We start from the raw sequence: 25,212 nt of genomic DNA, 5'->3' as shown, positions 1-25,212 counted from the left end.
TTGCTGGATATCAACAGTGACACAAAAACTTGATCAAGTGACCATCTCAACTTTATCACTCGCTAAAACAAACACCACAAACGTCACAATAAATGCATTTCCTTCAGCTTTTGAGCAACCTGATATAAAAATGACTTTGGATAAAACAGCCTTAAAACCCGAACAATTAACACATATTCCCGATTTTGAAAAAATTCCAGCTTCTACAAAACGTATAAAACCGCTTAATAATTTTTTAGGGCAAGACCGTGCCAAAGCATCGGTAGAAGCAGGTATTTCTTTACCCTACTCTGGCTATAACATTTTTGCAGTAGGGACAGCAGGCTTGGGTAAACGCACCATGATTAAGCGTTTACTCCAACAACATGCGAAAACAATGCCTACTCCAGATGACTGGGTATATGTCTATAATTTTAAACAAGCACGCCAACCACTTGCTCTACGCTTCCCTGCTGGACAAGGAACCAAGTTTCAACATGCCCTTCATCAAACTTGGCAAATTATTTTAAAACAGCTTGAACGCCGTTTTAGTGCGGAGACCTATCATAACCGTATTGAACGTATCCGTGAGGAAACTGGAGATGAGCAGCAACAAGCGCTTGTCGAGTTAACCAAAGAAGGTGAAGAACTCGACTTAAAACTCATCTCCCGCAATGAAAAGCATGGCTTTGTACCTGTACAAGTAAAAGATGATCAGGTGCAAGAACTCACCCAAACAGAAATTGATGCTCTAAATACTAAGCAACGTGCTGAAATTGCAGCGAATGTTCGCTACATGGATAAAAAGCTCGAGCGTCTTGGTTTGCATTTAGGTGATTTAGAAGATGACGCACGTGACAAAGTTTCTGTGTTGAATCGAGACATCGCGACTCAAGTGGTTAAGCCACGCATGGATTTGATTTTAAATAAATATGGTCAAGTCAAAGGCCTTGAAGATTATCTAAAACAATATGCTCAAGATGTAATTGATAATGTTGAACTCATTTTAGAGCAAGAAGAAGACGACTTTGCTCCGGCAATGTTCAATCGTGTGCCTGCACGTTATCAGGCCAATGTAATTGTCTCAAACAAACCAAACAGTGGTGCACCGGTTATTTTTGAAGATTTCCCAACCCACTACAACTTGCTTGGTCATGTTGAACAACTTACTCACAACGGCACAATTACCACAGATTTCACTCTCATTCGTCCAGGTGCTCTACATCAAGCGAATGGTGGCTTTTTAATGCTTGAGGCCGAGCAATTACTCGAACAGCCTTATGCATGGCAAGGTTTAAAGCGTGCCTTGAAATCAGGTCAGCTCAAGCTTTCTTCTCTTGAACATATGCTGACGTTAACAGGCTCTATCTCGATTGAACCTGCTGCTGTTCCGCTTGATATTAAAGTGGTTCTTATGGCAGAGCCTGAGATTTATTATGAAATTTTAGAAGTAGAACCAGAGCTTGGTAGCGTATTTAAAATTCGTGCAGATTTTACCGATACTCTGCAACGTAATGACGAAAATGAGCAAGCCTACATGCAGCTAATTGCTGATTATGTACAAGCGGATAAATTACTTCCGTTTGATCGCAGTGCTTTAGCAGCATTACTTACCGACTCAAGTCGTCAGGCAGAAGATCAAAGCTCGCTGTCATTACATGCTTCAACTTTAGGCGACCTCATTCGCGAAGCACATCACCATGCTTTTAAAGCCAATGAAAAGCTTGTAACTGACCAGCACATTAACTTGGCACTACAACACAGACAGTATCGCTTAGGCTATTTAAGAGAACTTTACTGGCAAGATCTGTCACGTGGAACTCAGTTAATCGAAACTTCTGGTCATCGTTTAGGTCAAATCAATGCCCTCTCTGTCATTCACTATGCAGATGTTGAGTTTGGTTTACCTTCACGTTTGACTGCATCAGTCTATCAAGGTGGTGGTGATATACTTGATATTGAACGTAGTGTAGAACTTGGTGGTTCACTGCATGCCAAAGGCGTGTTGCTCATGTCTAGCTTCTTGAAAGCTCACTTTGGTCGTGAACAGATTTTACATTTCTCTGCTGCGCTTGCATTTGAACAAAGTTATGGACAAGTGGACGGCGACAGTGCAACAGTTGCCGAGCTTTCTGCATTAATTTCTGCAATTAGCCAAATACCAATTGATCAATCTTGGGCAATTACGGGTTCTATGAACCAGTTAGGCCAAGTTCAACCAATTGGTGGTGTAAATGCAAAAATTGAAGGCTTCTATGATGCGTGTAAATTACAAGGTTTAACTGGTAAACAAGGTGTCATTATTCCACGTCAAAACATGCAGCATTTGATGTTACGCCAAGATGTGATTGATGCGGTACAAAGTGGTCAATTCCATATCCATGCGATTGATACGATTGATCAAGCGCTTGAGATTTTAATGGCCCGCCCTGTCGGTACACTCGACAAAAAAGGTAAGTACAGTAAACACTCTATTTATGCTGCTGTAATGGAGCAACTCGAATATTGGCAAGCCATTGAAGATGGCGCAGAAATTGAAGAGGAGCCAAAGAAGAAAAAGAAAAATAAGAAAAAAATTAAGAAGCATGAAGAACTTACTGCGGAAGATCTGCCGCAAGAAAATGTAGAAGAAGTCGCAACCTTAAAACAGAAATAATAAAAAAGGGCCTGTCAAATACAGGCCCTTTTTACTTTTAGAGGGGCAAAATTAGCGAACGATTTGGATCGCTCGTCCTCCTGCTAACTGACTAAAATATTGTTTAAGTGCTTCAACACAGCGCTGAATTTTCATTGGCTGTTGGTCATGCTTGGCAACTTCTGCATACAAAGTAAAAGTTGGTAATTTCCAATCTGGCATGAGTTCAATCAAAGAACCATTTTTTAACTCTTTTTGAGCATCTAAATATAAAATTCTTGCAATACCATGTCCTTGCTGACATAACGCTTTTGCAACTTGTAAATTATTGCTCTGCAAACGGCTTTGCATTTCAACATTAAGTGTTTCGCCCGTTTTTACATGTTGAAAATGGAAATGGTGCGCGTCATTCATGACATTAATTGATAATAACTCATGATCTCTTAAATCATTAGGATGCACAATTGGACTAGATTGATTCAGATAACTTGGAGAAGCTACTAAAATCTGATCGACAAAAGCCATTGGAATGACAGAGCTACTTTCTTCTACCGGCGTAGAACTCATGCGCACTGCAATATCAATTCGCTCTTCAATTAAGTCGATATAACGATGCCCAACTTCAAAATGCACAGATAAACCGCGATGAGCTGACATCCAGTGAGATAACGCAGGAATGAGGTGCTGAACTGCTAAATCAGGAGTAGTTGCGATACGCAAATCCCCAATTAAGTCATCCCTCAACTCATTAATTCTGATTTTCCCCCTTTCAGCAGCCGCCAACATTTCTTGACAGCTTGAAAAAAAAGCCTGTCCGGCTTCTGTCAAACTGAGTTTACGCGTGGAGCGATGTAATAGAATTACATCCATTTCATGCTCAAGGGATCGAATCTGCTGGCTCACTGCACTTGTTGTAATTCCTAATTCACGTGCCGCACCACTAAATGAACTTTTTTCAACCACACAAGCAAAAACACCCATCGCACGAAGCTGATCTAACATAGGTTTCCTCAAATCTAATTCTAAATTTATAAAAAAATGCTTATTGTTGTAATGAAAGCAACCAATTATATTATACGAGGAAACCTAAGTTTTATGCATTAGCTATTTTGGTAAAAGATTTATAGGATTAATTGGTTTTCCATCCAAACGGATCTGGAACTCAAGCATGACCTGAGAAGCCCCAGTAGAGCCCATCTCGGCAATTTTTTGTCCAGCAGTTACATTATCACCGCTTTTCACCAACATCTTGCTATTGTGGGCATAGGCACTGATATAGCCGTCAATATGCTTAATTAAAACCAGATTGCCGTATTCTTTTAAGCCATCAGCTGCGTAGACAACTTGACCATCTGCTGCGGCATAAATAGGGTCACCCTGATTTCCACCATAACGGATTCCTTTGACATTATTTGCCAAATTAAACCCTTGAATCACTGGCCCATTATTCGGTTTTATCCAGCGTAAACTAGAATTTGGTGCAACCGAAGTCACTGTCGTATTCGTTGACGGCGCGGTCGTTGTAGGCTGAGTTACTGGCGTAACAGGTTGTGTGGTTGGTAGAGCAATTGTTTGACGTTTGATTTGCTCAGGTTGTGCCATGACTTGCGTAGATACTGTTCTTGGTGAAGAACCTTTCTTCAAACGCAAAGACTGATTAACATAAATACGATATGGCGGAGCAATATCATTCATTTCGGCAATACTGATATAGTCGAGGCCATAACGCATTGCGATACCACTTAAAGTATCACCTGAACGAACTGTGTAATAGTTAGGAGCCATTGCATAGCGAGAACTATTATTAATTTGTGGTTTAGAAGCACACCCTGCCATAGCAACGGTAAAACCTACAGCCACAGACAACAACATAATTTTCATTATTTTGTCTTTTTGGATATGCACTCTGCTTTGTTGCCCAATTAAATGCATTGATCTCCCTCACTAAATGCTACAAATCATTTCGGCTAAGAGTACCAAAAAAGTAAGAGGAAACACGTTCCTCTTTTTCTTTATTCACAAAGTTATAACATTCGAGGCAAATTATTGACTCAAACTGATCTGTAAATCTTCTAAAACAGCGTAATTTGTTGCATCCATTTGAATAGGGGTAACACTTACATAACCGTTTGCAACGGCAAAGAAATCAGATTGAATCTGGCTAGAAACACGTTGCGGATCTGTAACCGCCTCGCCTGCTAATCCAATCCAGTAAACTTGACGGCCTCGTGGATCGACATGACTGGTAATAGGCTTAGATTGAGCACGGCGACCTTGATATGTAATCTGCGCCCCTTTTAACTGCGGTACGTCAGGAATATTAATATTAAAGATATGTCGCGGAGGCAAAGCTGGTAATCCGCTTGCAATAAAATCATGTACCCACTGAGCAGCCTGAGCATAATCTTCTTTATCGTTATAAGCACGTACATCAGGACCCGCTAAAGACACAGCGATTGCAGGTTGTTTCATTAAACGACCTTCAAATGCAGCCCCTACTGTTCCCGAATATAAAACATCATCACCTAAGTTTGCACCACTATTGATTCCGCTCACGACCAAGTCAAACTCAAAATCAAACAAACCATTCATGGATAAATAAACACAATCTGCTGGTGTACCATTCACCGCCCAGACATCTTCGGCAATTTGAATGGGGCGTAATGGTCGATCCAATGTTAATGCACTTGAGAAACCACTTCTTTCACTTTCTGGTGCAACCACAACCACTCGTCCAAGTGGTCTTAATGCTTCAGCTAAAGCCTGTATACCTGGCGCAAAAACACCGTCATCATTCGCAATTAAAATATTCACTAAAATCTTTCTCTACAAATAAACCTAAAGGTTTTCACAATTGAATTATTTGTTGAATTATATATATTTATGCCTCCATAGCATTATAAAATTGTGAAAAAATGAAAACTTTCGCTCCTTTTTTTCAGGTATTGGGGATCAGTATCACATTGTGTACGCAAGCGGTTTTTGCAGATGAGGATATCTCAACACAAGAGGCTGATAGCTTAATTAAAGATGACATTGCCGCAACGCAAGTTTTGCAGGAAATCTGCCCAGCTTTTGTCGGAACAAATAAAAAACTTGAGTCAAACACTCAAAAGATTATTGCGATGTATTTAAGTGGTTATTCAAATAAATCAATGACCTTAGCGACTCTACAAAATGATGCTGAATTTAAAACTTTATTAAATGAAGCACGTCTTGCGGCAAAACAAATGGATCATCATGAGCAACATGAGCTCTGTGAAGAGATCGTTAATTATAAAGAATAGATCTTACTCTTTTGTGATATAGAGACTTATTCATTTTGGGTTTTCTGTTTGCCATTAAGCAGAAAACCAACATAACAATACATTTTTTCCATTTTTTTAAATTCTAAATTGGTTAAGCTAACGGCATATTTAGAAATTTTATTTTGGGTTATCGATGTTTATGAAGAAAAGCTTAGTTCAATCGCTCTCTTTGGTTTTACTTATGAGCATGGCAACAGCTGGTTTTGCTGCTGATAAGAAGAAAACAACTGAAAAGAAAACCGAAAATGAAAATGTTGTTGAAGTCACTCCACAACAAGGCACGACTCCTGAAGAATTAGCTGCAATTCAAGTGCTTTCTGAAATTTGTCCAAGTTTGATTGGTAAAAAAGACGCTGATTTTGCTCAAGGCTATGAACGTTTAGTTAAAGACTACCTACCAAATGAAACTGATGCTGTTTCTGCATTAGAAAAACGTAGTAAAGACAAAGCTTTCAAGAAATACTTAAAAGAAGCACGTAGCGATGCGAAAGCTGCCGGTGATGAACAAAACACATTAGTTTGCCAAGACGTGAAAGCATATCAATCGCAAAACTAAATTAGTAAAAAACTCTTGAGTTACAATACTGTTTGAAAAAGCCGACTTCTCCCGTAGAAGTCGGCTTTGCTTTATCCTAAAATGCTAGGCTCTTCTGCTTCATACAAGATATTGGAATTACCTAGAATGACTCGAAAAAGCGCTATTGCTGCACTACTCCTCTTACCAAGTTTTTCTTATGCAGCAACTGTCTTATCAGCTCCGCCAGAATTAAATAATAAGTCTTATGTATTAATGGATTATGAGACAGGCCAAATTCTCGCTTCTAAAAATGAAAACGAAAAGCTTGCACCTGCGTCTATGACAAAAATGATGACCAGTTACATCATTGAACAAAAATTATTAAAAGGTGAACTGACTGAAAATGAGCAGGTTCGTATGAACGAGTCTGCATGGTGTAAAGGAAGTAGCTCTGAATCATGTATGTATGTTCCTTTAAACGGTACAGCGACAGTTCTAGAAATGCTCCGCGGTATTATTATCCAGTCAGGTAATGATGCATCAAAAGCAATGGCTGAACATATTGCAGGAAATGAAGGCACGTTTGCTCATATGATGAATCAGGAAGCAAAACGTATCGGCATGGTAAACACCCAGTTTATTAACTCGACTGGTATGCCAGCTGAAGGCCACTATTCAACTGCAAAAGATATGGCTGTGTTAGCACAACATATTATTAAAGACAGTTCAAAATACTACCCAATTTACTCTGAAAAAGAATTTACTTTTAATGGTATTAAACAAGGTAACCGTAATGCCTTGCTTTACACCGACCCAAGTGTAGATGGTTTAAAAACAGGTCATACAGATGAAGCTGGTTACTGCTTAACTACTTCAAGTAAACGCGGTCCAATGCGTTTAATTTCAGTGATTTTTGGTACTCCAAGCATGTCTGAACGTGCCGATCAAACGCGTACCTTACTGGCATGGGGCTTTGCAAACTTTGAAACTGCAAATGTTCAACCAGCCAATCAAGTTCTTGCAAAAGCAAAAGTTTGGTTTGGCAAAGAAGATGAAGTTCAAGTTGGTTTAGCTGAAAACTTTAGTGTGACTATGCCTAAAGGTAAAGCTGATGGCATTAAAACTCAGTTAGTGGTTCAACCTAACTTAAATGCACCACTTCAAAAAGGTCAAGTTGTCGGTAAACTTGTTGCTAGCCTAGACGGCAAAGTAATTGCTGAAAAGCCGTTAGTTGCATTAAAGCCAGTTGAAGAAGCAGGTTTCTTTGCTCGTTTAATCGATCATATCAAACAATTCTTCAGCAACTTATTCTAATTTTTGAATAGTTGAATTAAGCACTCATGCTATTTAGCCTGAGTGCTTTTTTATTTTATAATTCGACTAAATTTTATTTTGATACTTCTTATGGCAAACAACATTCGTCCTTATCTTGAACACCACCCTCAAGTAGATACAACCTGTTATATCGATGAAATGGCTGTTGTGGTTGGTGACGTTAGCTTAGCTGAAAATGTTTCTGTCTGGCCTTTTGCAGTCATCCGTGGTGACGTAAATAGTATTCAAATTGGCAAAAACAGTAACGTACAAGACCATTGTATGTTGCATGTAAGCCATAAAAATGATGCCAAACCGAATGGCTCACCTCTGATTATTGGTGAAGATGTAACGGTTGGACACCATGTGACTTTGCATGGCTGTACCATTGGCAACCGTGTTTTAGTCGGAATCAACACCGTTATTCTAGATGACGTAATTATTGAAGATGATGTGATGATTGGTGCAGGAAGTTTAGTTCCACCTCGCAAAGTCTTAAAAAGCGGTTATCTCTATGTAGGAAGCCCTGTACAACAAGTGCGACCACTCACTGAAAAAGAACTGGCGTTCCTTCCTTATTCAGCAAGACATTATGTAAAAGTGCAAAATAATCATAAAGCTGCACAAGCAAATCAGGATTAATTATCTATCTTGATTATGAGTAATAAAAATTCTGCTTTTTAAACGATATGGTTTTGTCGTATTGCTCATATCGTTTAGCAGATCACCGTAGCCAAAAACCCCTAAATTTCGTATTATACGTCTTTTAAATCATGGTGCTTTTTTATGGCCGCGTGGACTCCTCATGTCACTGTTGCTACAGTCGTAGAAAAAGACGGACGCTATCTGTTTGTAGAAGAGCATAGCGAAGGTTTTGTACACACAGTATTTAACCAACCTGCTGGTCATGTGGAATGTGGTGAGTCATTAACAGAAGCTGCCATTCGAGAAACACTTGAAGAAACAGGCCATCATGTTGAAATTGATGCCTTGCTTGGTATTTATACTTATACCCCACCAATGTTTCCCGATCGCACCTATTACCGTTTCTGTTTTCTAGCGCATGTAACTCAGGTTGAAATTGATCCTCAACTCGACACAGGTATTATCGCTGCTGTGTGGATGACATCCGATGAACTTAAAGAATCTGCCCGTGCCCGCAGCCCTCTTGTGCTAAAAGCAGTTGAAGATGCTATGAAAGGCCACCATTATCCTTTATCGCTTATTTATGAGCACCCCTTCTCTCCCTCATTAACTTCTCATTTGGATGCCTAGTCCTATGCAACAACGTGTCATCGTCGGTATGTCTGGTGGTGTAGACTCTTCTGTTTCTGCAGCACTTTTACTTCAACAGGGTTATCAAGTTGAAGGTCTTTTCATGAAGAACTGGGAGGAAGACGACGGCACGGAATACTGTACGGCAATGGAAGACTTAGCCGATGCCCAAGCAGTAGCTGATAAAATCGGTATTAAGCTGCATACAGCAAACTTTGCTATGGAATATTGGGATCGAGTGTTTGAACTTTTCCTAGCTGAATATGCTGCTGGTCGTACACCAAACCCAGATATTTTATGTAATAAAGAAATTAAATTCCGCGCATTTTTAGATCATGCCATGACTTTAGGTGCAGACTTCATCGCAACGGGTCATTATGCACGCCGTGGTGAAACCGCATATAACTCTAAAGGCGAAGCATACGCACCATTATTACGTGGTGTAGATAACAATAAAGACCAAACCTATTTCTTACATGCCGTTCATGGTAGAGAAATTAATAAAACATTATTCCCAGTAGGCGAAATCGAAAAACCTGAAGTTCGCAGAATTGCTGAAGAACTTGATCTTGCTACAGCCAAGAAAAAGGACTCAACAGGAATCTGTTTTATTGGGGAACGTCGTTTTAATGACTTCCTTAAACAATATTTACCCGCTCAGCCTGGGAAAATTGTACTTGATACAGGTAAAGAAGTTGGTGAACATCACGGTCTGATGTACTATACGCTCGGTCAACGTGGTGGAATTGGTCTAGGTGGTTTGAAAGGTGCAGCGGAAGGTGCATGGTTCGTACTACATAAAGATCTTGCCAATAATCGTCTCGTTGTTGGTCAGGGACATGAACACCCACTCATGCAAAGTACTCAACTGTGGAGTGAGTCAATTGACTGGGTAGCTGGTGAACAAAATATTCCAGTTGAAGGATTACGCTGTACAGCTAAAACGCGTTATCGCCAACCTGATCAGGCATGTACAATTTTTATTGATGAAAACACTGAACACGGTGTTCGCGTTGAGTTTGATGAACCACAGCGTGCTGTTACACCGGGTCAAAGCGTTGTATTTTATTCAGATGAAGTTTGCTTAGGCGGGGGTGTCATTCACCATACAAATGCCCCTACACCAAATTTTATTTAAGGGAATGAATGGCATGGTGGAGTTACCATTTCAACAATCACAAGCCTTGAATGTTCGACAAAACCGTGCCCTTGCCTTGGCTGGGGTATTTCAGGCCACCCAGCTCACCCATATGACAGCAATGACGGGTCAGCAAAGTATTGGTGAAAGTGGTAACTTCTATTTTGAACTATTAATCAAAGCAAGTTTAAATATTCGCCCTACAGTCAATAATGGTGTTCAAACTTTAGATTTTTTTAATCAGTTGGCAGATATTTCTTTAGGGCTTAAAACACTCGAAAATTGTATTACTCAACCTTTTACAAACATGCCTAAGTCTCGCCTTCCCAAAATGGGTACGGCTAAATTGCCAATGTCTTATGCGATGTCGCTTTTACAGTTAGAAAAAAAGGTTTATAGCAATCCTGAATATGTCGCAATCATCGAGAAAGCTCAGCAGAAAATTTTAAAACAGCTGTCTTTTTTTGATAATAACTACCTACACCCAAGCATTTTAGCCAATTTGGCTCAAACTTATGTTGATACGGCTGGGCAGATTAACCCACGAATTTTAGTTCGTGGTAATGCAGAAGCATTTAAAGATACCAACCATACTAACCGCATCCGTGCTTGTTTGTTTACTGGCTTACAAATGGCCCATTTATGGCGACAACTCGGCGGTAGTTCGTGGAACATGATTTTTAGCAAACGTAAATTGCTACAGGATATTCAAGCACTTGCTCGTTTACAGTACCAAGTCGTTTAAGACTATAAACGAGATTTTTTTAGTTTTATGTTTATTCCAACATTAAGGAATCGTTATGAACGCTTTAACCGCTCTATCACCATTAGATGGACGTTATGCCAGCAAATGTGATGCGCTACGCCCTTTTCTTTCTGAGTTTGGTTTAATCCATGCTCGTGTCACTGTAGAAGTGCGTTGGTTACAAGCACTTTCTAACCGTCCAGAAATTGTTGAAGTTGCACCTTTTTCAAACGAAACAAATGCAGCTTTAGATGCGATTGTTAGCAACTTCTCTGAAGAAGATGCAAATCGCATTAAAGAGATTGAACGTACGACTAACCATGATGTTAAAGCAGTTGAGTATTTCTTAAAAGAGAAGATTGCTGGTATTGCTGAATTGCAAAATGCGGGTGAATTCATTCATTTTGCATGTACTTCAGAAGACATCAACAACTTGTCTCACGCGCTTATGCTTAAAAATGGTCGTGAAGTTTTAGTATCAAGCATGAAGCAAATCCTTAATGCGATCTCTGCTTTGGCAACGACTCATGCTGAACAACCTATGTTGTCTCGTACACACGGTCAAACTGCCAGCCCAACAACTTTGGGTAAAGAAATGGCGAATGTGGCATACCGTTTAGCTCGTCAAATCAAACAATTTGAAAATGTTGAATTGCTGGGCAAAATCAATGGTGCTGTAGGTAACTACAATGCTCACCTTTCTGCTTATCCAGATGTGAATTGGGCTGCTCACGCACAAGCTTTTGTTGAATCTTTAGGTTTAACATTCAACCCTTATACAACTCAAATCGAACCACATGACTACATGGCAGAGTTGTTTGATGCGTTACGTCGTTTTAATACGATTTTAATCGACTTTAACCGTGACGTATGGGGTTACATCTCTCTAGGTTACTTCAAACAAAAATTGAAAGAAGGCGAAGTTGGTTCATCAACTATGCCACACAAAGTTAACCCAATTGACTTTGAAAACTCTGAAGGTAACTTAGGTATTGCAAATGCAGTATTGGCTCACTTAGGCGAAAAATTACCAATTTCACGCTGGCAGCGTGACTTAACTGACTCAACTGTATTACGTAATATGGGTGTTGGTTTTGCACAAAGCTTAATTGCTTTCGATGCGTGCTTAAAAGGTGTTGGTAAACTTGAGTTAAATGCAAACCGTTTAAATGAAGATTTAGACCAAGCTCAAGAAGTTTTAGCTGAACCAATTCAAACTGTAATGCGTCGCTACAACATTGAAAAACCATACGAAAAATTAAAAGCATTAACTCGTGGTCAAGCAATGACTCGTGACATGATGGTTAATTTCGTAAATGGTGATGAACTCGCTCAAGTGCCAAGCGAAGAACGTGCGCGTTTAGCTGAACTTACGCCTGCAACTTACACAGGTAATGCAGCCGAGCAAGCGAAACAAATTAACGATTTAATTAGCAAAATCTAATTAAAAAGTTTACAAAAAGCGGAGCTTAGGCTTCGCTTTTTTATTACACTGATATAAATCACAATAAAGTCTTTATAAAATGATCGAAAAACAATTCAAACTTAAACACTATATTGCTCTTGGCTTGCTTTTGATTGCGATTGTCATTTCAGCTATTCACCCTCTTGAATTTGAAGCCTATTTACTTCATCAAGCGGGCACAGTGTTTATGTTGATTTTGCTCTTTGTTATTTTTAAGAAGATTGGACTCGATTATTTAAGTTTTATTTTCTATTTACTGTTTTTGCTCATCCATATTGTTGGTGCGCATTATCTTTATTCATATGTTCCATACAATGATTGGATACAACAAGCATTCAATTTTAATTTAGATCAATACATGGGTTGGTCCCGTAATATGTATGATCGTTTGGTTCATCTTACCTATGGTATTTTTCTCTACCCTCTTACTTATCGTGTGTTTCTGGTGTGGTTACCATCAGTAAAGCCATTCAGTCTATTTTTGCTAGTGGTTCAATTTGTAATGGCATCAAGTGTTTTATATGAACTTATTGAATGGGTAATTGCTATTGGATTATCTCCGGAAGAAGCCGAAAATTATAATGGGCAACAAGGCGATATGTGGGATGCCCATAAAGATATGCTGTTAGCGACCATTGGTGCAATTTTCTATGGACTTCTTGCACTCATGATTCCATCTAAAACAAATAACTCATAAATAAAAAAGCGCTCAATGAGCGCTTTTTTTTAAGATCACTTTAGACAACAGGATAGGTTTGTTCTAAAAGGCTTTGTAAAACCGAAGAAGTCGTATCAGGTAAAACATGCTCAAGATTGGGAGTAATATTACTAGCGTTCGTAGTTATATCACTCTGATCATTTACCTGAGTAGGCTTTAATGCCGCTGAAGACAAAAGAGCTTCAATTGGGTCTGGTTCACTAGACGTAGAGCTTTTTAACAAATCATCTAATGGCACAGATTTCTGCTCTTGGCTATCCGTTTCATTTGTTGTGCTTTGTACTAACTTTAATGTATTTAACCCAACACTATCAGCAACAGATACAGTTTCTGTATGAGCAGTATCAACAGCTACCTCACTTAAACTGGCAGCCTTTGGAGCGACCACATAAAACGTAAATGGTGAACTCACTTCACTTGTAAGGCCTGCTGCATCTGTTTGAGTTAAAGTAATAGTATGTTTACCAATTGCTAAGTCTTTATCGAGCGTAAAGCTCCATGATCGACTACTACTTACATTTACAATCCCAATAGCAACACCATTATCATAAATGGTTAAAGTTGCATTTGCCTCACCTGAGCCTGTGAGCTTTGGTCTTGCATCGTCAGTTTCTGAACCAGCAGTAATCGCACCTTTTAGAGCACCAACATCATCATCCACACTGTTTAAAACAGGTTTTGCAGGTGGTGTTGTGTCCTTAGTACCAATAATATCAAGAACCTCAGATTTATTTCCTGCACTATCAATCGCCGAAACTGACGCATGTTTGTTATCAGTTAAAGCAGGCGAAATCGTAATTGTAAATTTTCCATTTGCATCTGCCGTTCCCGTACCAATGACCTTACCTGTCGTATCTTTGATTTCAACTTTTGCATTTGCTTCGGTTGTACCTGTTACGGTTGTACCATCAGCATTAATCTGAGCAACAGGCTTCTCAGGTGCAATAGAGTCATAACTTGGAGAAACTTCTAAAGGTTTAGAGGTATTACCTGCTGCATCTTCAACAACAATTGTTGCCTTTTGGGACTCTTTTAATGCTGGAGAAAGCGTGATTTGAAACTCACCTTGTGCGTTTGCGGTACCAGTTCCAATCACTTTACCATCAGCATCTTTTATCTGAACTTTTGCATTAGGCTCAGTTTGTCCTTCAACCGTGGTGCCTTCTTTATTGACTTCAACTAAAGGAACATCCGGAGCGAAAGTATCCTTTCCTGCAATAATTTTAGTTGGTTCAGATTTATTGCCTGCCGCATCTTCAGCTATAACTTTTCCTCCGGCGTCACTCGTCAATGGAGGAGTAAGCTTTAAAGAAAAAATACCATCCTTATTCGCAGTTACAGTGCCTAATACGTTACCACCAGCATCATAAACAGTAATTTTTGCATTTGCTTCAGTTTTACCAGTTACCAATGAACCATCATCACTCAGCTGAGTTTGGGGAGCATCTGGAGCAATTGTGTCTTTACTACCAGTCACAACACCAGCTTTAGACATATTGCCAGCAGCGTCCTCAGCAAAAACATTTAATTTATTTCCATTTGCTAAAGGCTTATCGAGTTTAATTGTAAAATTACCACTCGCATCTGCCACACCCGTTGCGACTGTATTTCCAGCAGCATCTTTAAGATAAATTTTTGCATTTGCTTCTGCTTTACCATTAACTGTAACAGTATCATCAGCAACAGTAGCAGTCGGTGCAGCAGGAGCTAAGATATCTACTGGTCCTGAAGAGTCATCTTTGTCATCGTTATCAAAAGCCCAAAGATATAAACCTTCAGCAGCTAAAACCGCCAAACCAGCTTTTAGCACGTTACCCATCGAAAAAGTTGGGGAATCATCAACCGCCATTGTCGAGGCTGGTTGGCTCGTACTTGTATAGGCTAAATCTGTGACATGGTTTAAACCTGTATAGTCGATCACCTTACCTTGAGCATCAAATTGTGCCTCAACAAATTTTCCATGCTCAGTCGGAAGAACAAGTGAATGTTCTGTTGTATTCATTACTTCATTAAAGAAATTTTCTAAGACAATGGTCTCTCCATTTTTTAAATGGACGACTAGACTTCCACCTTGTTTTTCCACCGATGCTATATCTTTTTGACTTACGCCAATTTGAATAATAGAAGGTTTACTTAACACGACCTTATTGAGCTGACCATCTTGCAGAACGTCCAAACCCTCTTTGGATGCTACAATTATTCTTGTCATTATTTCCTGTCCTAAATTTCAGTTATATTTTTAAATATCTAACTTTTTAAATGGTTCATCTAAAAGCTATTTTATTGCTGTTTAAAATATCAAAACCATGTGTTTATCACAATTCAAAAAGCATATTTATCAATAATTATTTTTTACTTTCTATTAAAAATCTAAGCATATTTAATAAGACAACTTTGAATATTAACTTTATAAAAAAACCAGCATTTAAGCTGGTCCTTTATAACATTTGAATTAGATAAACTTATAGTTTTGGATCACGTACCTGTACAAGCGTCGTGTTCGCTTTTGCTAGGCTTTCCATTACCTTGTTCATGACAGTAGGGATCAAACTATCTGCCATTTGCGCTGCCTGTAAACCCAGCTTTTCACCTAAGGTGGCTTTCTTACGTGTATTAATGACATACACATCATGTTGTGGCAATAAAGCTAATAAATACTCATCAGATGTTTGCAGTTTATCAACAAGGTTAAGATCTAGGGCATCTTCACCATACCAGTGTTCACCTGTAGCCACTTTATCAACATTAAGCTGTGGGCGATACTTTTCTACAAAGTGCTTAAATAAGACATGAGTTTGTTGCAGCTCTTCTTCGAACTTCGCTTTACCTTCAGGCGTATTTTCACCAAACATAGTTACAGTACGCTTATACTGCCCTGCTGTGTAAAGCTCAAAATCCACATTGTGTTCTTTCAAAAGGCGATTAAAGTTTGGAACTTGAGCAACTACACCTATTGAACCAACAATAGCAAACGGCGCTGCAATAATTTCATTTGCAATACATGCCATCATATAGCCGCCACTCGCAGCGACTTTATCTACGCAGATAGTCACATGAAAACCAGCATCACGCAAACGCACCAACTGAGCTGCTGCCAGACCATAGCCGTGGACCATACCACCAGGGCTTTCGAGACGAACTACAATACGGTCACGTCCTGCTTTAGCAGTTGCTAAAATCAGAGTAATTTCTTCACGCAAGTTTTCAACTGCCGAAGCTTGAATATCACCCTTGAAATCTAAAACAAAAATTTTCTGATTATTTTTACGGCGAATTTTAGCTTCTTTAGCAAGTTGTTGAGCTAATTGTAAAAGTTCTAAACGGCTTGCCGTAGTTTGTGCAATTTTTTTTCTCTGTTCATTTACACGTGCATTTAAATGACTAACACGTATTTCTGCAGGGAGTTTAGGCAAATGGAATAACATAAAATTCTAAGCTCATAAGTTATCTTTTATAGCCTTAAGATGTGGTCCTTTTGATTAAAATTCAATAGCGTTTTTGCAAAATAGAGTCATTTTCATTTATAAAATAAAAAAAAAGAGCACATGGCTCTTTTTCTTTTATTGATCATTAATCAACCGAAGCGTCCAGTAATATATGCTTCCGTTAACTGATGGTCAGGTTGAGTGAAGACTTTTTCAGTTGAGTTAACTTCAATCAAATCACCTAAATGGAAATAAGCAGTACGATCAGAAACACGTGCAGCTTGTTGCATTGAGTGAGTCACAATCACAATTGTGAATTGATTAGACAACTCAGAAATGAGTTCTTCTACTTTTGCTGTTGCAATTGGATCGAGTGCAGAACACGGTTCGTCCATTAAAATCACTTCAGGACTAACGGCAATGGTACGAGCAATACATAAACGCTGTTGCTGACCACCTGATAAGCCTGTACCAGGCTGGTTCAAACGATCCTTAACCTCGTCCCACAAACCAGCTTTACGTAAGCTGTTTTCAACAATTTCTTCTAGATCGTACTTATCACGTGCTAAACCATGAAGTTTTGGGCCATAAGCCACGTTGTCAAAAATAGATTTAGGGAATGGGTTTGGCTTTTGGAACACCATACCAACCTGAGCACGCAATAATACAACGTCTAGATTTGGGTCATAAATATTGTGGTTATCAAGGGTAATTTTACCTGTTACGCGGCAACCATCAATCGTATCGTTCATACGGTTTAACGTACGAAGAAACGTTGATTTACCACAGCCTGAAGGACCAATAAATGCGATCACTTCATTTTGATAAATATCTAGGTCAATACCTTTGATAGCTTCAAAATCACCATAATAAACATGAGCATCTTGTGCACTAATTTTGATTTCGTTTGAGTTCTGCTTTTTTGAAGTATGTGGTTCAAAATGCGAAACATACGAAGTGCCATGATTCAGCGATTTATCTGTAAATTGAGATTGTTCAGTATTCACTAACTTATCCTTTTCTAAGGAATTCGTAATATCAATAGTATTCATTATTTATCCTCTATTACCAACGCACTTCGAACTTTTTACGTAACCAAATTGCAAGACTGTTTAAACCAATCATTAATGCAAGTAGTACGATAATCGCAGCAGCAGTACGGCCTTCGAAGAAGTTACGCAACTCATTACCCTGCCATAAATAAACCTGTACAGGTAAAGCAGTTGCTTGATCAAATGGAGTTGCTGGAATACTTGCAACGAATGCACTCATTCCAATTAAAAGTAAAGGTGCGGTTTCACCAAGCGCATGTGCAACACCAATAATTGCACCTGTCATAATGCCCGGTAATGCCAACGGTAAAACGTGATGGAAAATCGTTTGGAACTTAGAAGCTCCCAAACCAAGTGCCGCTTGTCGAATAGAAGGTGGCACTGCTTTTAATGAAGCACGCGTGGTAATAATCACTGTTGGTAGTGTCATTAAGCTTAAAACCAAACCACCCACCAGCGGAGCTGATAAAGGCAAATGCATCCAACCAATGAAAATTGCAGCACCAAGTAGACCAAATACAATTGAAGGAACAGCAGCAAGGTTATTGATGTTAACTTCAATAATATCGGTAAGAACATTTTTTGGAGCAAACTCTTCGAGATAGATTGCGCTGGCAACACCAATTGGGATCGCAATGATGATCACGATGAGCATCATGAATAATGAACCCATGAATGCACCTGCAAGACCACTAATTGCTGGAGAACTACGTGAGTCAGGGTTCTTAAATAAGTTCAAGTTAAATGTACTTTCAAGAACACCTTTCGCCTTTAACTCATCTGCAAGCTTACGCACTTCTGGATCGAGTTGTTGCTGATCATCTGGTAATGAACGATCAATATTACCTTTTAACCAAACATCGACGTTCGCATCACCCAAGAAGGTAATATTTTCTTTTTTACCAATAAGTGATGGATCTGCAAAAACCATATCACGAAGGCGATAAGCTTCCGAGCTTGCATATAAGCTACTCAAGTAGTCACGTTGTGATGCAAGTGCAGGATCTTTAGCAATCATTCCATTTACAATGATGCCATCCCAATCGACCATACCCATTTTAGTTTGCCAATCGACATAACGTTCTTGGTAATGCGCAGGTGTTTCACCTTGAGTACGTACAGGTACTGGTCCTGCATCAATCACTTTAGGGTCAAAGTAAATTGGAACATTCATACTGGTTTGCCAAAAAGCAGGTAAACCTTTTGCCAAAATACTACCGAACAAGAGAGCAACGAATGCAAGACCAATAATGACTGCCGAGAAACCCGCAAAACGGAAAGCTTTTTCTTTGCGATGACGTTTAGCCAAAGATTTTTCAATAACCTGTTTACGTCGTTCACGTGTTTCGGCAGCAGTTTTCGGATCAAATACGTTCTGATCCATAGGAGACGATGTATTTGATGTACTCATTCGTATTGCTCACGGTATTTACGCACAATGTACAGTGCTACAATATTTAATCCCAAGGTAATAACAAATAGTGTTAAACCTAGCGCGAATGCAACCAATGCTTGTGGACTTGAGAAGTCTGTATCTCCAGTCAACTGTTTTACAATAGTTACTGTCACTGTCGAAACAGCTTCAAATGGATTTGCGTGTAAAAGTGGACTGTTCCCTGCTGCTAAAACCACAATCATGGTTTCCCCAACAGCACGAGAGACCGCCAATAAGAAAGCGCCTGTAATCCCCGGTAAAGCTGCTGGTAATACGACTTGACGAATTGTCTCAGACTTAGTCGCACCAAGTCCTAAAGAACCGTCACGTAGTGCACGCGGGACTTGAGTAATAATGTCATCAGACAAAGATGAAACAAATGGGATAATCATAATTCCCATTACAAAGCCAGCAGTTAAAGCACTCGTCGCATTAATCTCTAAACCAACATATGCACCCGCTGCTTTAAAGAATGGTCCAATAATCATCATGGCAAATACACCATAAACAATTGTTGGAATACCAGCTAAGACTTCAATTGTTGGTTTTGCCCATGAGCGGAACCATGGTGAAGCATATTCAGCTAAATAAATTGCGATCATTAATCCAACTGGTACAGCAACGAGTAGAGCGATACCACTGACCATGAGCGTACCCCATAGCAGTGGTAATAAACCATAACTGCCTTCAGCATTACCAGAAGTACTAAAGCCCGGATTCCATTCTGTACCAAAGAAAAAGTCCATTGGACTGACAAAACGGAAGAAGTGCATTGCTTCGCCAAACATCGACATTACGATACCGATGGTTGTCAAAATCGCAACACCAGAACATAAAATCAAACCAACATTAATGGCACGTTCAACTTGGTTACGAGCACGATATTGTTGGCTGATTTTTTTCTTTGCCCAAACCAAACCCAATAAAGCAGCACAAATTACAACAGCAAATTTGGCAAAAGAGCCAATGGTTTGAAATTTTGCAAACTGTTGAGCAGCAGCTAATTCGTAGGCTGCTGGTTTATCGCTCACCCCAAAACCTGAAGCAATTGATTGAACACGATCAACCAATACACTTCTACCCGCTTCATCAAGAGAAGCACTTACAGACCCCGGAATATTATTAAAAATAATATGATTTAAAATACTTGGTTCAACCAAGTTCCAAATGATCAAAATTAAAAAAGCAGGGATACCGCACCAAAGACCAACCAGTGCACCATAATAACCAGGACGAGAATGTAACGTCGCCGAGTTGCTTCCCTTACCTGCTATGTTACGGCTCTTTCTCAGCCCAAGTTGATATGCAATTGCCACGAGGGCTAACAACACACCGATAAGTAGCAGATTCATGTACTCTCCACTGTTTTCTCAATTGTCATAATTTGGAAAAACAAGTTAGACAAAAAGGCTGATGAACTCTTAAGATCACCAGCCTTCATTCAAACTAACTTATTTAACAGTTTTACCTGCTTTAAAGTCAGCCAAAACTTTTGCACGTTCAGCATCAGACATCGCGATTAAACCATCACGTTCAGCTTTAGAACCTTTACCAGTTGCTTTCTTGCTTACGAAATATTCTACATATTGCGGTAAGCCTTTAACTGATTTTAAGTGTTCGCCTTTCACGTAGAAGTACAATGGGCGAGATACAGGGTATGTACCATTCAATACTGTCTTCTCAGATGGAACAACGTTGTTTACTGTTGCTACACGTAACTTGTCACGGTTCATGTCATAGAAACTTAAACCAAACACGCCTACAGCACTTGGAGAAGTTTTTAAGCGCGCTAATGTTTCTGTATAGTCGCCAGCGATTTCAATTACACGGCCATCTTTACGGAAAGTAGAACATGCTTTCTTCTGAGCATCTTTATCTAAGCTCTTGAAGTATTCATATGCTTCACAACCAGCTTCAACCATTTTCTCTTGGAAAACTTCACGAGTACCGTGGTTAGATGCAGGGATTACAAGAGTAATCGGTTCATTTGGAAGTGTTTTATCAATTTGATTCCAGTTTGTATATGGGTTTGGAACCAATTTACCTTTTGATGGTAACTGTGCAGCTAGAGCAGCAAACACATGGTAAGGTTTTAATTTATAAGCTGCTTTGTGTGAGTTAGACGCGAATACAATACCGTCATAACCGATTTTGATTTCTTGAATTTGTTTTACACCAGCTTTGTTACAAGCTTCGATTTCAGTGCTTTTAATTTTACGAGAAGCGTTAGCAACGTCGATCGTGTTATCGCCAACACCTTGACAGAATTGTTTCAAACCAGCAGAAGAACCGCCAGAACCAACTACAGGAGTTTTAAATTGAGGGAAAGTATTACCAAACTCTTCAGCTACAACGCTGGCAAATGGTAATACAGTTGAAGAACCAGCAATTTGAATCGTATCACGAGCTGCATTTGCAGTCGTTGTTACAGCTGCCCCAGTTACTGCTAACGCAATTGCGATTTGACGTGGATTTAAGCGCATTCTGTTCTCTCTCATTAATGCAATAGGTTGTACGTCACTTTTTGTTGAGTGCTTGTACGCTCTTCGATAGCTGCATTGTGAATAGAAAATATGACAATTAAGTTACAGTATGATGACGCTTTAATGATTTCGATATTGTTAACTGTCACATTAATATTTTTTATGTACTATCAATTAGTTATTTTAAATATAGAGATTATTTTACCCTCTCTATCAATCTATATTATGACATTAACTAAAAATATTAAATTTTTATTTTTTATAAAATATAAAAACAAAAGGTATTATAAATATATTAAAAAACGGTAATTTAGTGATTTATTAATTTTATTATTTAAATATTTTCTGTCATTAAAATTATTATTAAAAATTTCTAGAAAAAAACAATTTCTTTGTAACATGAAAATAATATGACAAAAGATAAAGGGTTACCGACCCTAAGGCTGATAACCGCAATATCATTGTCAATTTAAAGGATCAATTCGATTGTACTTCTGGCAGAACAACCATTTTTTTACGATATTTTAAGAAGTACATCACAGCTAAAACAACAAGCCAGATTGGCCCTAAAATAACTGCCACTCTCATATCTGGAGTCATCGCCATAATAATAAGAATAAAGCATACAAAGCTAATGGTTAAATAATTACTCCAAGGACTCATAATACTTTGGAATTTAGTTTGGCGTCTTTGCAATTTCATTGCTTTAGTAAACTTCAAATGCGTCACTGAAATCATGAGCCAGTTGATAACAAGTGCAGCTACAACTAGCATCATGAAGAGCTGAAAAGCTTGACCAGGAATCAGATAATTCACGACCACACATATTGCTGTAATAGATGCAGAAACAACTGCTGCTGGAACTGGAATACCGCGACTGTTTACTTTTTTCAAAATTGCAGGAGCATTACCCTGCTCTGCCAAACCATGCAACATACGGCTATTACAATAGATACAGCTGTTATAAACTGAAATAGCAGCAATCAAGACCACAAAGTTCAGAACGTTCGCAACACCGTTACTATTGAGTGACTGGAAAATCATAACAAATGGACTGCCGCCTTCTGCCACCATGTTCCATGGATAAAGACATAAAAGGATACCGATTGCACCGATATAAAAAATTAAAATACGGTACACAATCTGATTTACTGCTTTAGGAATAGTCGTTTCAGGTTTCTTCGTTTCAGCTGCAGCAATACCAATTAATTCCAAGCCGCCAAATGCAAACATAATGACAGCTAAAGCCATGACAAAACCGTGAATCCCGTGCGGGAAGAAACCACCGTGTTGCCATAAATTTGCAACACCCGCTTGCGGACCTGCTGAGCCTGAAAGTAAAAGATAAGCACCGAAACCAATCATGCTTAAAATGGCAACAATTTTAATGCAGGAAAATAAGAACTCGGATTCCCCAAAAAAGCGAACATTTACCAAGTTAATGCCGTTAATTAAAATAAAGAAAAATAAAGCAGTCAGCCATGTCGGAATTTCAGGCCACCAAAACTGTATAAACGTCCCAATCGCACTCAATTCAGCCATGCTGACGAGTACATATAATACCCAATAGTTCCAGCCAGACATAAAACCCGCCATTTTGCCCCAATACTTGTTCGCAAAATAACTAAAAGAACCACTGACCGGCTCTTCAACCACCATTTCACCTAAATGGCGCATAATTAAAAAGGCAATAATTCCTGCAATTGCATATCCTAATAAAATTGAAGGGCCAGCCAATTTAATTGTTTGTGAAAGACCTAAGAATAATCCTGTACCAATCGCCCCTCCGAGTGCGATGAGTTGAATATGCCGATTGGATAAGCCTTGTTTTAACTCGTGCTTATTGTTTGCATCCATAACATTATCTCCAATGTTGGTGTCACTTCCTGTACACCTTTATTCAGCACCACATCCGAAGATCAGGAACCGATCTTCGGACATAAATTTGCTGTAATGTGAGTCTATTTAATTTTTGAGAAGACTTGTCCTGTCTTCTATTTAAAAAGAGATTGCATCCTTACATTTAATCGGTTGGGAACGCTCCTTTAAAATTTCGTAACCGCGATCACCGTAGTCAAAACGAGCAATCACAGAAGCAAATTTTTTCAAACTTACCGGCGCATCCATTGCTGGTAGTTTTAATTCAATGAAAGTTAACTGATCATTTTGCTGAACATTGTCTAAAACGCTCTTGAGCTGGCCAGCGGTTTCAACAACATAAGTTGTATGGCCTTTTTTACCGTTAAATACCGCAGGAATTTCAGTGTATTTCCAGTTTTGCACGTCGTTATAGGCCGCGTTTTCACCCATAATTAAGCGCTCAATGGTGTAGCCACCGTTGTTCAGCAAGAAAATGATTGGTTTTAAACCATGACGAATAATCGTAGAAAGCTCTTGTACCGTAAGCTGGAATGAACCATCACCAATAAATAGAATTTGACGACGCTCAGGAGCAGCCAACAAACTACCAAGCAAAGCCGGTAAGGTGTAACCAATAGAACCCCAAAGCGGCTGAGCAATATATTTAGCTGTGGCAGGAAGTTTGATACCTGACAAAGCAGAGTTTGATGTTCCTACTTCACCAATAATCACATCATCTTCTTTTAAAAACCCTGAAATGTAGTTCCAAAGCACATCTTGGCTTAACTTTTGTTGAGCTGGAGCTTCAATTACTTTCTGAGGTTGTTTTTCAAGAAGAGGTGTTGTTGATTTACGTGGAGCAATTTTTTTATTTAACTCGACAAGTAATTGTCCAATTTCAATACCCGGAAAATCCTGACCAAAAATATTTAGGCCATAAGATTTAATTTCGATGTAGTTCTTGGTCTCAATTTGATGAGTAAATACAGCTGAGCCTACATCGGTAAAGCGTGCACCAACACCAATTAAACAGTCAGATTGTTCAATGATATTTTTCACATGCGGTTGGCTTGCCCCACCCACATAAGTTCCAATGTAACGAGGTGAACCTTCATCCATAATATTTTTTGCAGTATTCATGCCTGCAAATGGAATTGAGCATTTTTGAGACAAATCATTTAAAAGTGAAGTTACACCAAAAACTGAAGCTTCATTATCAATAAGAAGTGCAGGACTTTGAGCATTCTCAATAATGTCACAGAGTTTGCTTACCACACTCTGCAATAATTCAGGTTCAACAGCTGGGTAGCTTAAGTCAAGCGGACGTTCAGATACTTCAATCTTAACGTGAGTAATATCGCCTGGTAGTTGAATGTGCACAGGACGGCGTTCCAGGAAACACTGACGTAATACACGGTCAATTTCAAAAGCTGCATTTGCTGGAGTTAAACGTGTTTGGGCAACTGTGAACTCTTTCATACAGTTCATAATATTGTCGTAGTTACCATCGACAAGCGTGTGGTGTATTAGTGTGCCCTTTTGAACCGCATGTAAAGGCGGAATACCTGAGATATGAATAAGAGGTACATTTTCTGCATAGGCACCTGCGATGCCATTAATCGCACTTAAGTCACCTACACCATAAGTAGTTGCCAAGGCAGAAAAACCGTTAATTCGTGCATAGCCATCTGCTGCATAGGCAGCATTTAATTCATTACAATTTCCAATAAATTCGAGTTGTGGGTCTGCTTCAACTTGTTCTAGATATGAGAGGTTAAAATCACCAGGTACACCAAAGAGATGTTGGATACCCATTTGTTTTAAACGAAGATTTAAAAAGTCACCGATTTCTATGAACATTGC

21 protein-coding genes are annotated in these 25,212 nt (G+C 39.0%); 10 read left to right on the top strand and 11 right to left on the bottom strand.

Annotated elements, in window-relative coordinates:
• Nucleotides 1–16 precede the first annotated feature (16 nt).
• Entirely contained in the window at nt 17–2,635 is a 2,619-nt protein-coding gene (locus AC52J8_RS05445) for a Lon protease family protein (RefSeq protein ID WP_086394222.1), read from the top strand.
• Nucleotides 2,636–2,686: 51 nt separating this feature from the next.
• Here AC52J8_RS05445 and AC52J8_RS05440 read toward each other — a convergent pair whose 3' ends face one another.
• From AC52J8_RS05440 to surE, 3 genes are all read right to left on the bottom strand, one after another.
• Nucleotides 2,687–3,616 (bottom strand): LysR family transcriptional regulator, encoded by a 930-nt coding sequence (locus AC52J8_RS05440; protein WP_002118686.1) that lies wholly within the window; start codon nt 3,614–3,616, stop codon nt 2,687–2,689.
• A gap of 102 nt (nt 3,617–3,718) precedes the next feature.
• The gene (locus tag AC52J8_RS05435) at nt 3,719–4,546 is read right to left on the bottom strand and encodes a peptidoglycan DD-metalloendopeptidase family protein (protein ID WP_002119027.1); all 828 of its coding nucleotides are present in this window, start codon (nt 4,544–4,546) and stop codon (nt 3,719–3,721) included.
• A 111-nt stretch (nt 4,547–4,657) separates the two neighbouring features.
• Nucleotides 4,658–5,428: a 5'/3'-nucleotidase SurE gene (gene surE, locus AC52J8_RS05430; RefSeq protein WP_005073294.1), complete on the bottom strand. Its 771-nt coding sequence runs from the start codon at nt 5,426–5,428 to the stop codon at nt 4,658–4,660.
• 101 nt (nt 5,429–5,529) lie between these two features.
• Between surE and AC52J8_RS05425 the strand changes: the two genes are divergently transcribed.
• The 9 genes from AC52J8_RS05425 to AC52J8_RS05385 all read left to right on the top strand — a co-directional run bounded on the left by AC52J8_RS05425 (nt 5,530) and on the right by AC52J8_RS05385 (nt 13,073).
• Nucleotides 5,530–5,901, top strand: coding sequence for an MCR_0457 family protein (locus tag AC52J8_RS05425; protein WP_017480619.1), 372 nt, complete (start codon nt 5,530–5,532; stop codon nt 5,899–5,901).
• Between the two features lie 154 nt (nt 5,902–6,055).
• Nucleotides 6,056–6,478, top strand: coding sequence for an MCR_0457 family protein (locus AC52J8_RS05420; RefSeq protein WP_002118406.1), 423 nt, complete (start codon nt 6,056–6,058; stop codon nt 6,476–6,478).
• Nucleotides 6,479–6,604: 126 nt separating this feature from the next.
• On the top strand, nt 6,605–7,753 hold the full coding sequence (dacC, locus tag AC52J8_RS05415) for a D-alanyl-D-alanine carboxypeptidase PBP5/6 (RefSeq protein WP_002118558.1): 1,149 nt from the start codon (nt 6,605–6,607) through the stop codon (nt 7,751–7,753).
• Nucleotides 7,754–7,843: 90 nt separating this feature from the next.
• Complete coding sequence (locus AC52J8_RS05410) at nt 7,844–8,395, top strand: gamma carbonic anhydrase family protein (RefSeq protein WP_086399818.1); 552 nt, start codon at nt 7,844–7,846, stop codon at nt 8,393–8,395.
• Between the two features lie 144 nt (nt 8,396–8,539).
• Nucleotides 8,540–9,028, top strand: a complete 489-nt coding sequence (locus tag AC52J8_RS05405) for an NUDIX hydrolase (RefSeq protein WP_208753361.1) — start codon at nt 8,540–8,542, stop codon at nt 9,026–9,028.
• 4 nt (nt 9,029–9,032) lie between these two features.
• Complete coding sequence (gene mnmA / locus AC52J8_RS05400; protein WP_005073282.1) at nt 9,033–10,166, top strand: tRNA 2-thiouridine(34) synthase MnmA; 1,134 nt, start codon at nt 9,033–9,035, stop codon at nt 10,164–10,166.
• Nucleotides 10,167–10,179: 13 nt separating this feature from the next.
• Nucleotides 10,180–10,911, top strand: coding sequence for a high frequency lysogenization protein HflD (gene hflD, locus AC52J8_RS05395; protein WP_068563452.1), 732 nt, complete (start codon nt 10,180–10,182; stop codon nt 10,909–10,911).
• 55 nt (nt 10,912–10,966) lie between these two features.
• Nucleotides 10,967–12,355 carry an adenylosuccinate lyase gene (gene purB, locus AC52J8_RS05390; protein WP_086399816.1) on the top strand — a complete coding sequence of 463 codons (1,389 nt, stop codon included), beginning with the start codon at nt 10,967–10,969 and terminating at the stop codon, nt 12,353–12,355.
• 79 nt (nt 12,356–12,434) lie between these two features.
• Entirely contained in the window at nt 12,435–13,073 is a 639-nt protein-coding gene (locus AC52J8_RS05385) for a DUF2238 domain-containing protein (RefSeq protein ID WP_086399815.1), read from the top strand.
• Between the two features lie 40 nt (nt 13,074–13,113).
• Here the strand turns inward: AC52J8_RS05385 and blp2 are convergent, their stop codons facing one another.
• The 8 genes from blp2 to AC52J8_RS05345 all read right to left on the bottom strand — a co-directional run bounded on the left by blp2 (nt 13,114) and on the right by AC52J8_RS05345 (nt 25,209).
• Nucleotides 13,114–15,303: an Ig-like repeat protein Blp2 gene (blp2, locus tag AC52J8_RS05380; RefSeq protein ID WP_140159461.1), complete on the bottom strand. Its 2,190-nt coding sequence runs from the start codon at nt 15,301–15,303 to the stop codon at nt 13,114–13,116.
• Between the two features lie 253 nt (nt 15,304–15,556).
• Complete coding sequence (gene sohB / locus AC52J8_RS05375; protein ID WP_086399814.1) at nt 15,557–16,519, bottom strand: protease SohB; 963 nt, start codon at nt 16,517–16,519, stop codon at nt 15,557–15,559.
• Between the two features lie 149 nt (nt 16,520–16,668).
• A complete protein-coding gene (gene pstB, locus AC52J8_RS05370; protein WP_086399813.1) occupies nt 16,669–17,571 on the bottom strand; it encodes a phosphate ABC transporter ATP-binding protein PstB in 903 nt (300 codons plus the stop codon).
• A gap of 13 nt (nt 17,572–17,584) precedes the next feature.
• A complete protein-coding gene (pstA, locus tag AC52J8_RS05365) occupies nt 17,585–18,982 on the bottom strand; it encodes a phosphate ABC transporter permease PstA (RefSeq protein WP_005073268.1) in 1,398 nt (465 codons plus the stop codon).
• A complete protein-coding gene (gene pstC / locus AC52J8_RS05360; RefSeq protein ID WP_086399812.1) occupies nt 18,979–20,358 on the bottom strand; it encodes a phosphate ABC transporter permease subunit PstC in 1,380 nt (459 codons plus the stop codon). The genes pstA and pstC overlap by 4 nt, the downstream gene beginning before the upstream one ends.
• Nucleotides 20,359–20,457: 99 nt before the next feature.
• Entirely contained in the window at nt 20,458–21,489 is a 1,032-nt protein-coding gene (locus AC52J8_RS05355) for a substrate-binding domain-containing protein (protein WP_002118975.1), read from the bottom strand.
• A 477-nt stretch (nt 21,490–21,966) separates the two neighbouring features.
• A complete protein-coding gene (locus AC52J8_RS05350) occupies nt 21,967–23,346 on the bottom strand; it encodes an amino acid permease (protein WP_496538889.1) in 1,380 nt (459 codons plus the stop codon).
• Between the two features lie 141 nt (nt 23,347–23,487).
• Nucleotides 23,488–25,209, bottom strand: coding sequence for an alpha-keto acid decarboxylase family protein (locus AC52J8_RS05345; RefSeq protein WP_086399811.1), 1,722 nt, complete (start codon nt 25,207–25,209; stop codon nt 23,488–23,490).
• Between the last annotated feature and the right edge of the window lie 3 nt (nt 25,210–25,212).

The organism is Acinetobacter sp. S-1 (genome assembly GCF_059579785.1).
Note: the sequence above shows the minus strand (reverse complement) of the source record. Positions and strands in the feature narration are given on the sequence as shown.

What these genes read in the sequence shown, in the direction of transcription:
- AC52J8_RS05440 (WP_002118686.1), bottom strand. Translation starts at nt 3,616, where the DNA reads ATGTTAGATCAGCTTCGTGCGATGGGTGTTTTTGCTTGTGTGGTTGAA.
- AC52J8_RS05435 (WP_002119027.1), bottom strand. Translation starts at nt 4,546, where the DNA reads ATGCATTTAATTGGGCAACAAAGCAGAGTGCATATCCAAAAAGACAAA.
- AC52J8_RS05425 (WP_017480619.1), top strand. Translation starts at nt 5,530, where the DNA reads ATGAAAACTTTCGCTCCTTTTTTTCAGGTATTGGGGATCAGTATCACA.
- AC52J8_RS05420 (WP_002118406.1), top strand. Translation starts at nt 6,056, where the DNA reads ATGTTTATGAAGAAAAGCTTAGTTCAATCGCTCTCTTTGGTTTTACTT.
- dacC (WP_002118558.1), top strand. Translation starts at nt 6,605, where the DNA reads ATGACTCGAAAAAGCGCTATTGCTGCACTACTCCTCTTACCAAGTTTT.
- AC52J8_RS05410 (WP_086399818.1), top strand. Translation starts at nt 7,844, where the DNA reads ATGGCAAACAACATTCGTCCTTATCTTGAACACCACCCTCAAGTAGAT.
- AC52J8_RS05405 (WP_208753361.1), top strand. Translation starts at nt 8,540, where the DNA reads ATGGCCGCGTGGACTCCTCATGTCACTGTTGCTACAGTCGTAGAAAAA.
- mnmA (WP_005073282.1), top strand. Translation starts at nt 9,033, where the DNA reads ATGCAACAACGTGTCATCGTCGGTATGTCTGGTGGTGTAGACTCTTCT.
- hflD (WP_068563452.1), top strand. Translation starts at nt 10,180, where the DNA reads ATGGTGGAGTTACCATTTCAACAATCACAAGCCTTGAATGTTCGACAA.
- purB (WP_086399816.1), top strand. Translation starts at nt 10,967, where the DNA reads ATGAACGCTTTAACCGCTCTATCACCATTAGATGGACGTTATGCCAGC.
- AC52J8_RS05385 (WP_086399815.1), top strand. Translation starts at nt 12,435, where the DNA reads ATGATCGAAAAACAATTCAAACTTAAACACTATATTGCTCTTGGCTTG.
- blp2 (WP_140159461.1), bottom strand. Translation starts at nt 15,303, where the DNA reads ATGACAAGAATAATTGTAGCATCCAAAGAGGGTTTGGACGTTCTGCAA.
- sohB (WP_086399814.1), bottom strand. Translation starts at nt 16,519, where the DNA reads ATGTTATTCCATTTGCCTAAACTCCCTGCAGAAATACGTGTTAGTCAT.
- pstB (WP_086399813.1), bottom strand. Translation starts at nt 17,571, where the DNA reads ATGAATACTATTGATATTACGAATTCCTTAGAAAAGGATAAGTTAGTG.
- pstA (WP_005073268.1), bottom strand. Translation starts at nt 18,982, where the DNA reads ATGAGTACATCAAATACATCGTCTCCTATGGATCAGAACGTATTTGAT.
- pstC (WP_086399812.1), bottom strand. Translation starts at nt 20,358, where the DNA reads ATGAATCTGCTACTTATCGGTGTGTTGTTAGCCCTCGTGGCAATTGCA.
- AC52J8_RS05355 (WP_002118975.1), bottom strand. Translation starts at nt 21,489, where the DNA reads ATGCGCTTAAATCCACGTCAAATCGCAATTGCGTTAGCAGTAACTGGG.
- AC52J8_RS05350 (WP_496538889.1), bottom strand. Translation starts at nt 23,346, where the DNA reads ATGGATGCAAACAATAAGCACGAGTTAAAACAAGGCTTATCCAATCGG.
- AC52J8_RS05345 (WP_086399811.1), bottom strand. Translation starts at nt 25,209, where the DNA reads ATGTTCATAGAAATCGGTGACTTTTTAAATCTTCGTTTAAAACAAATG.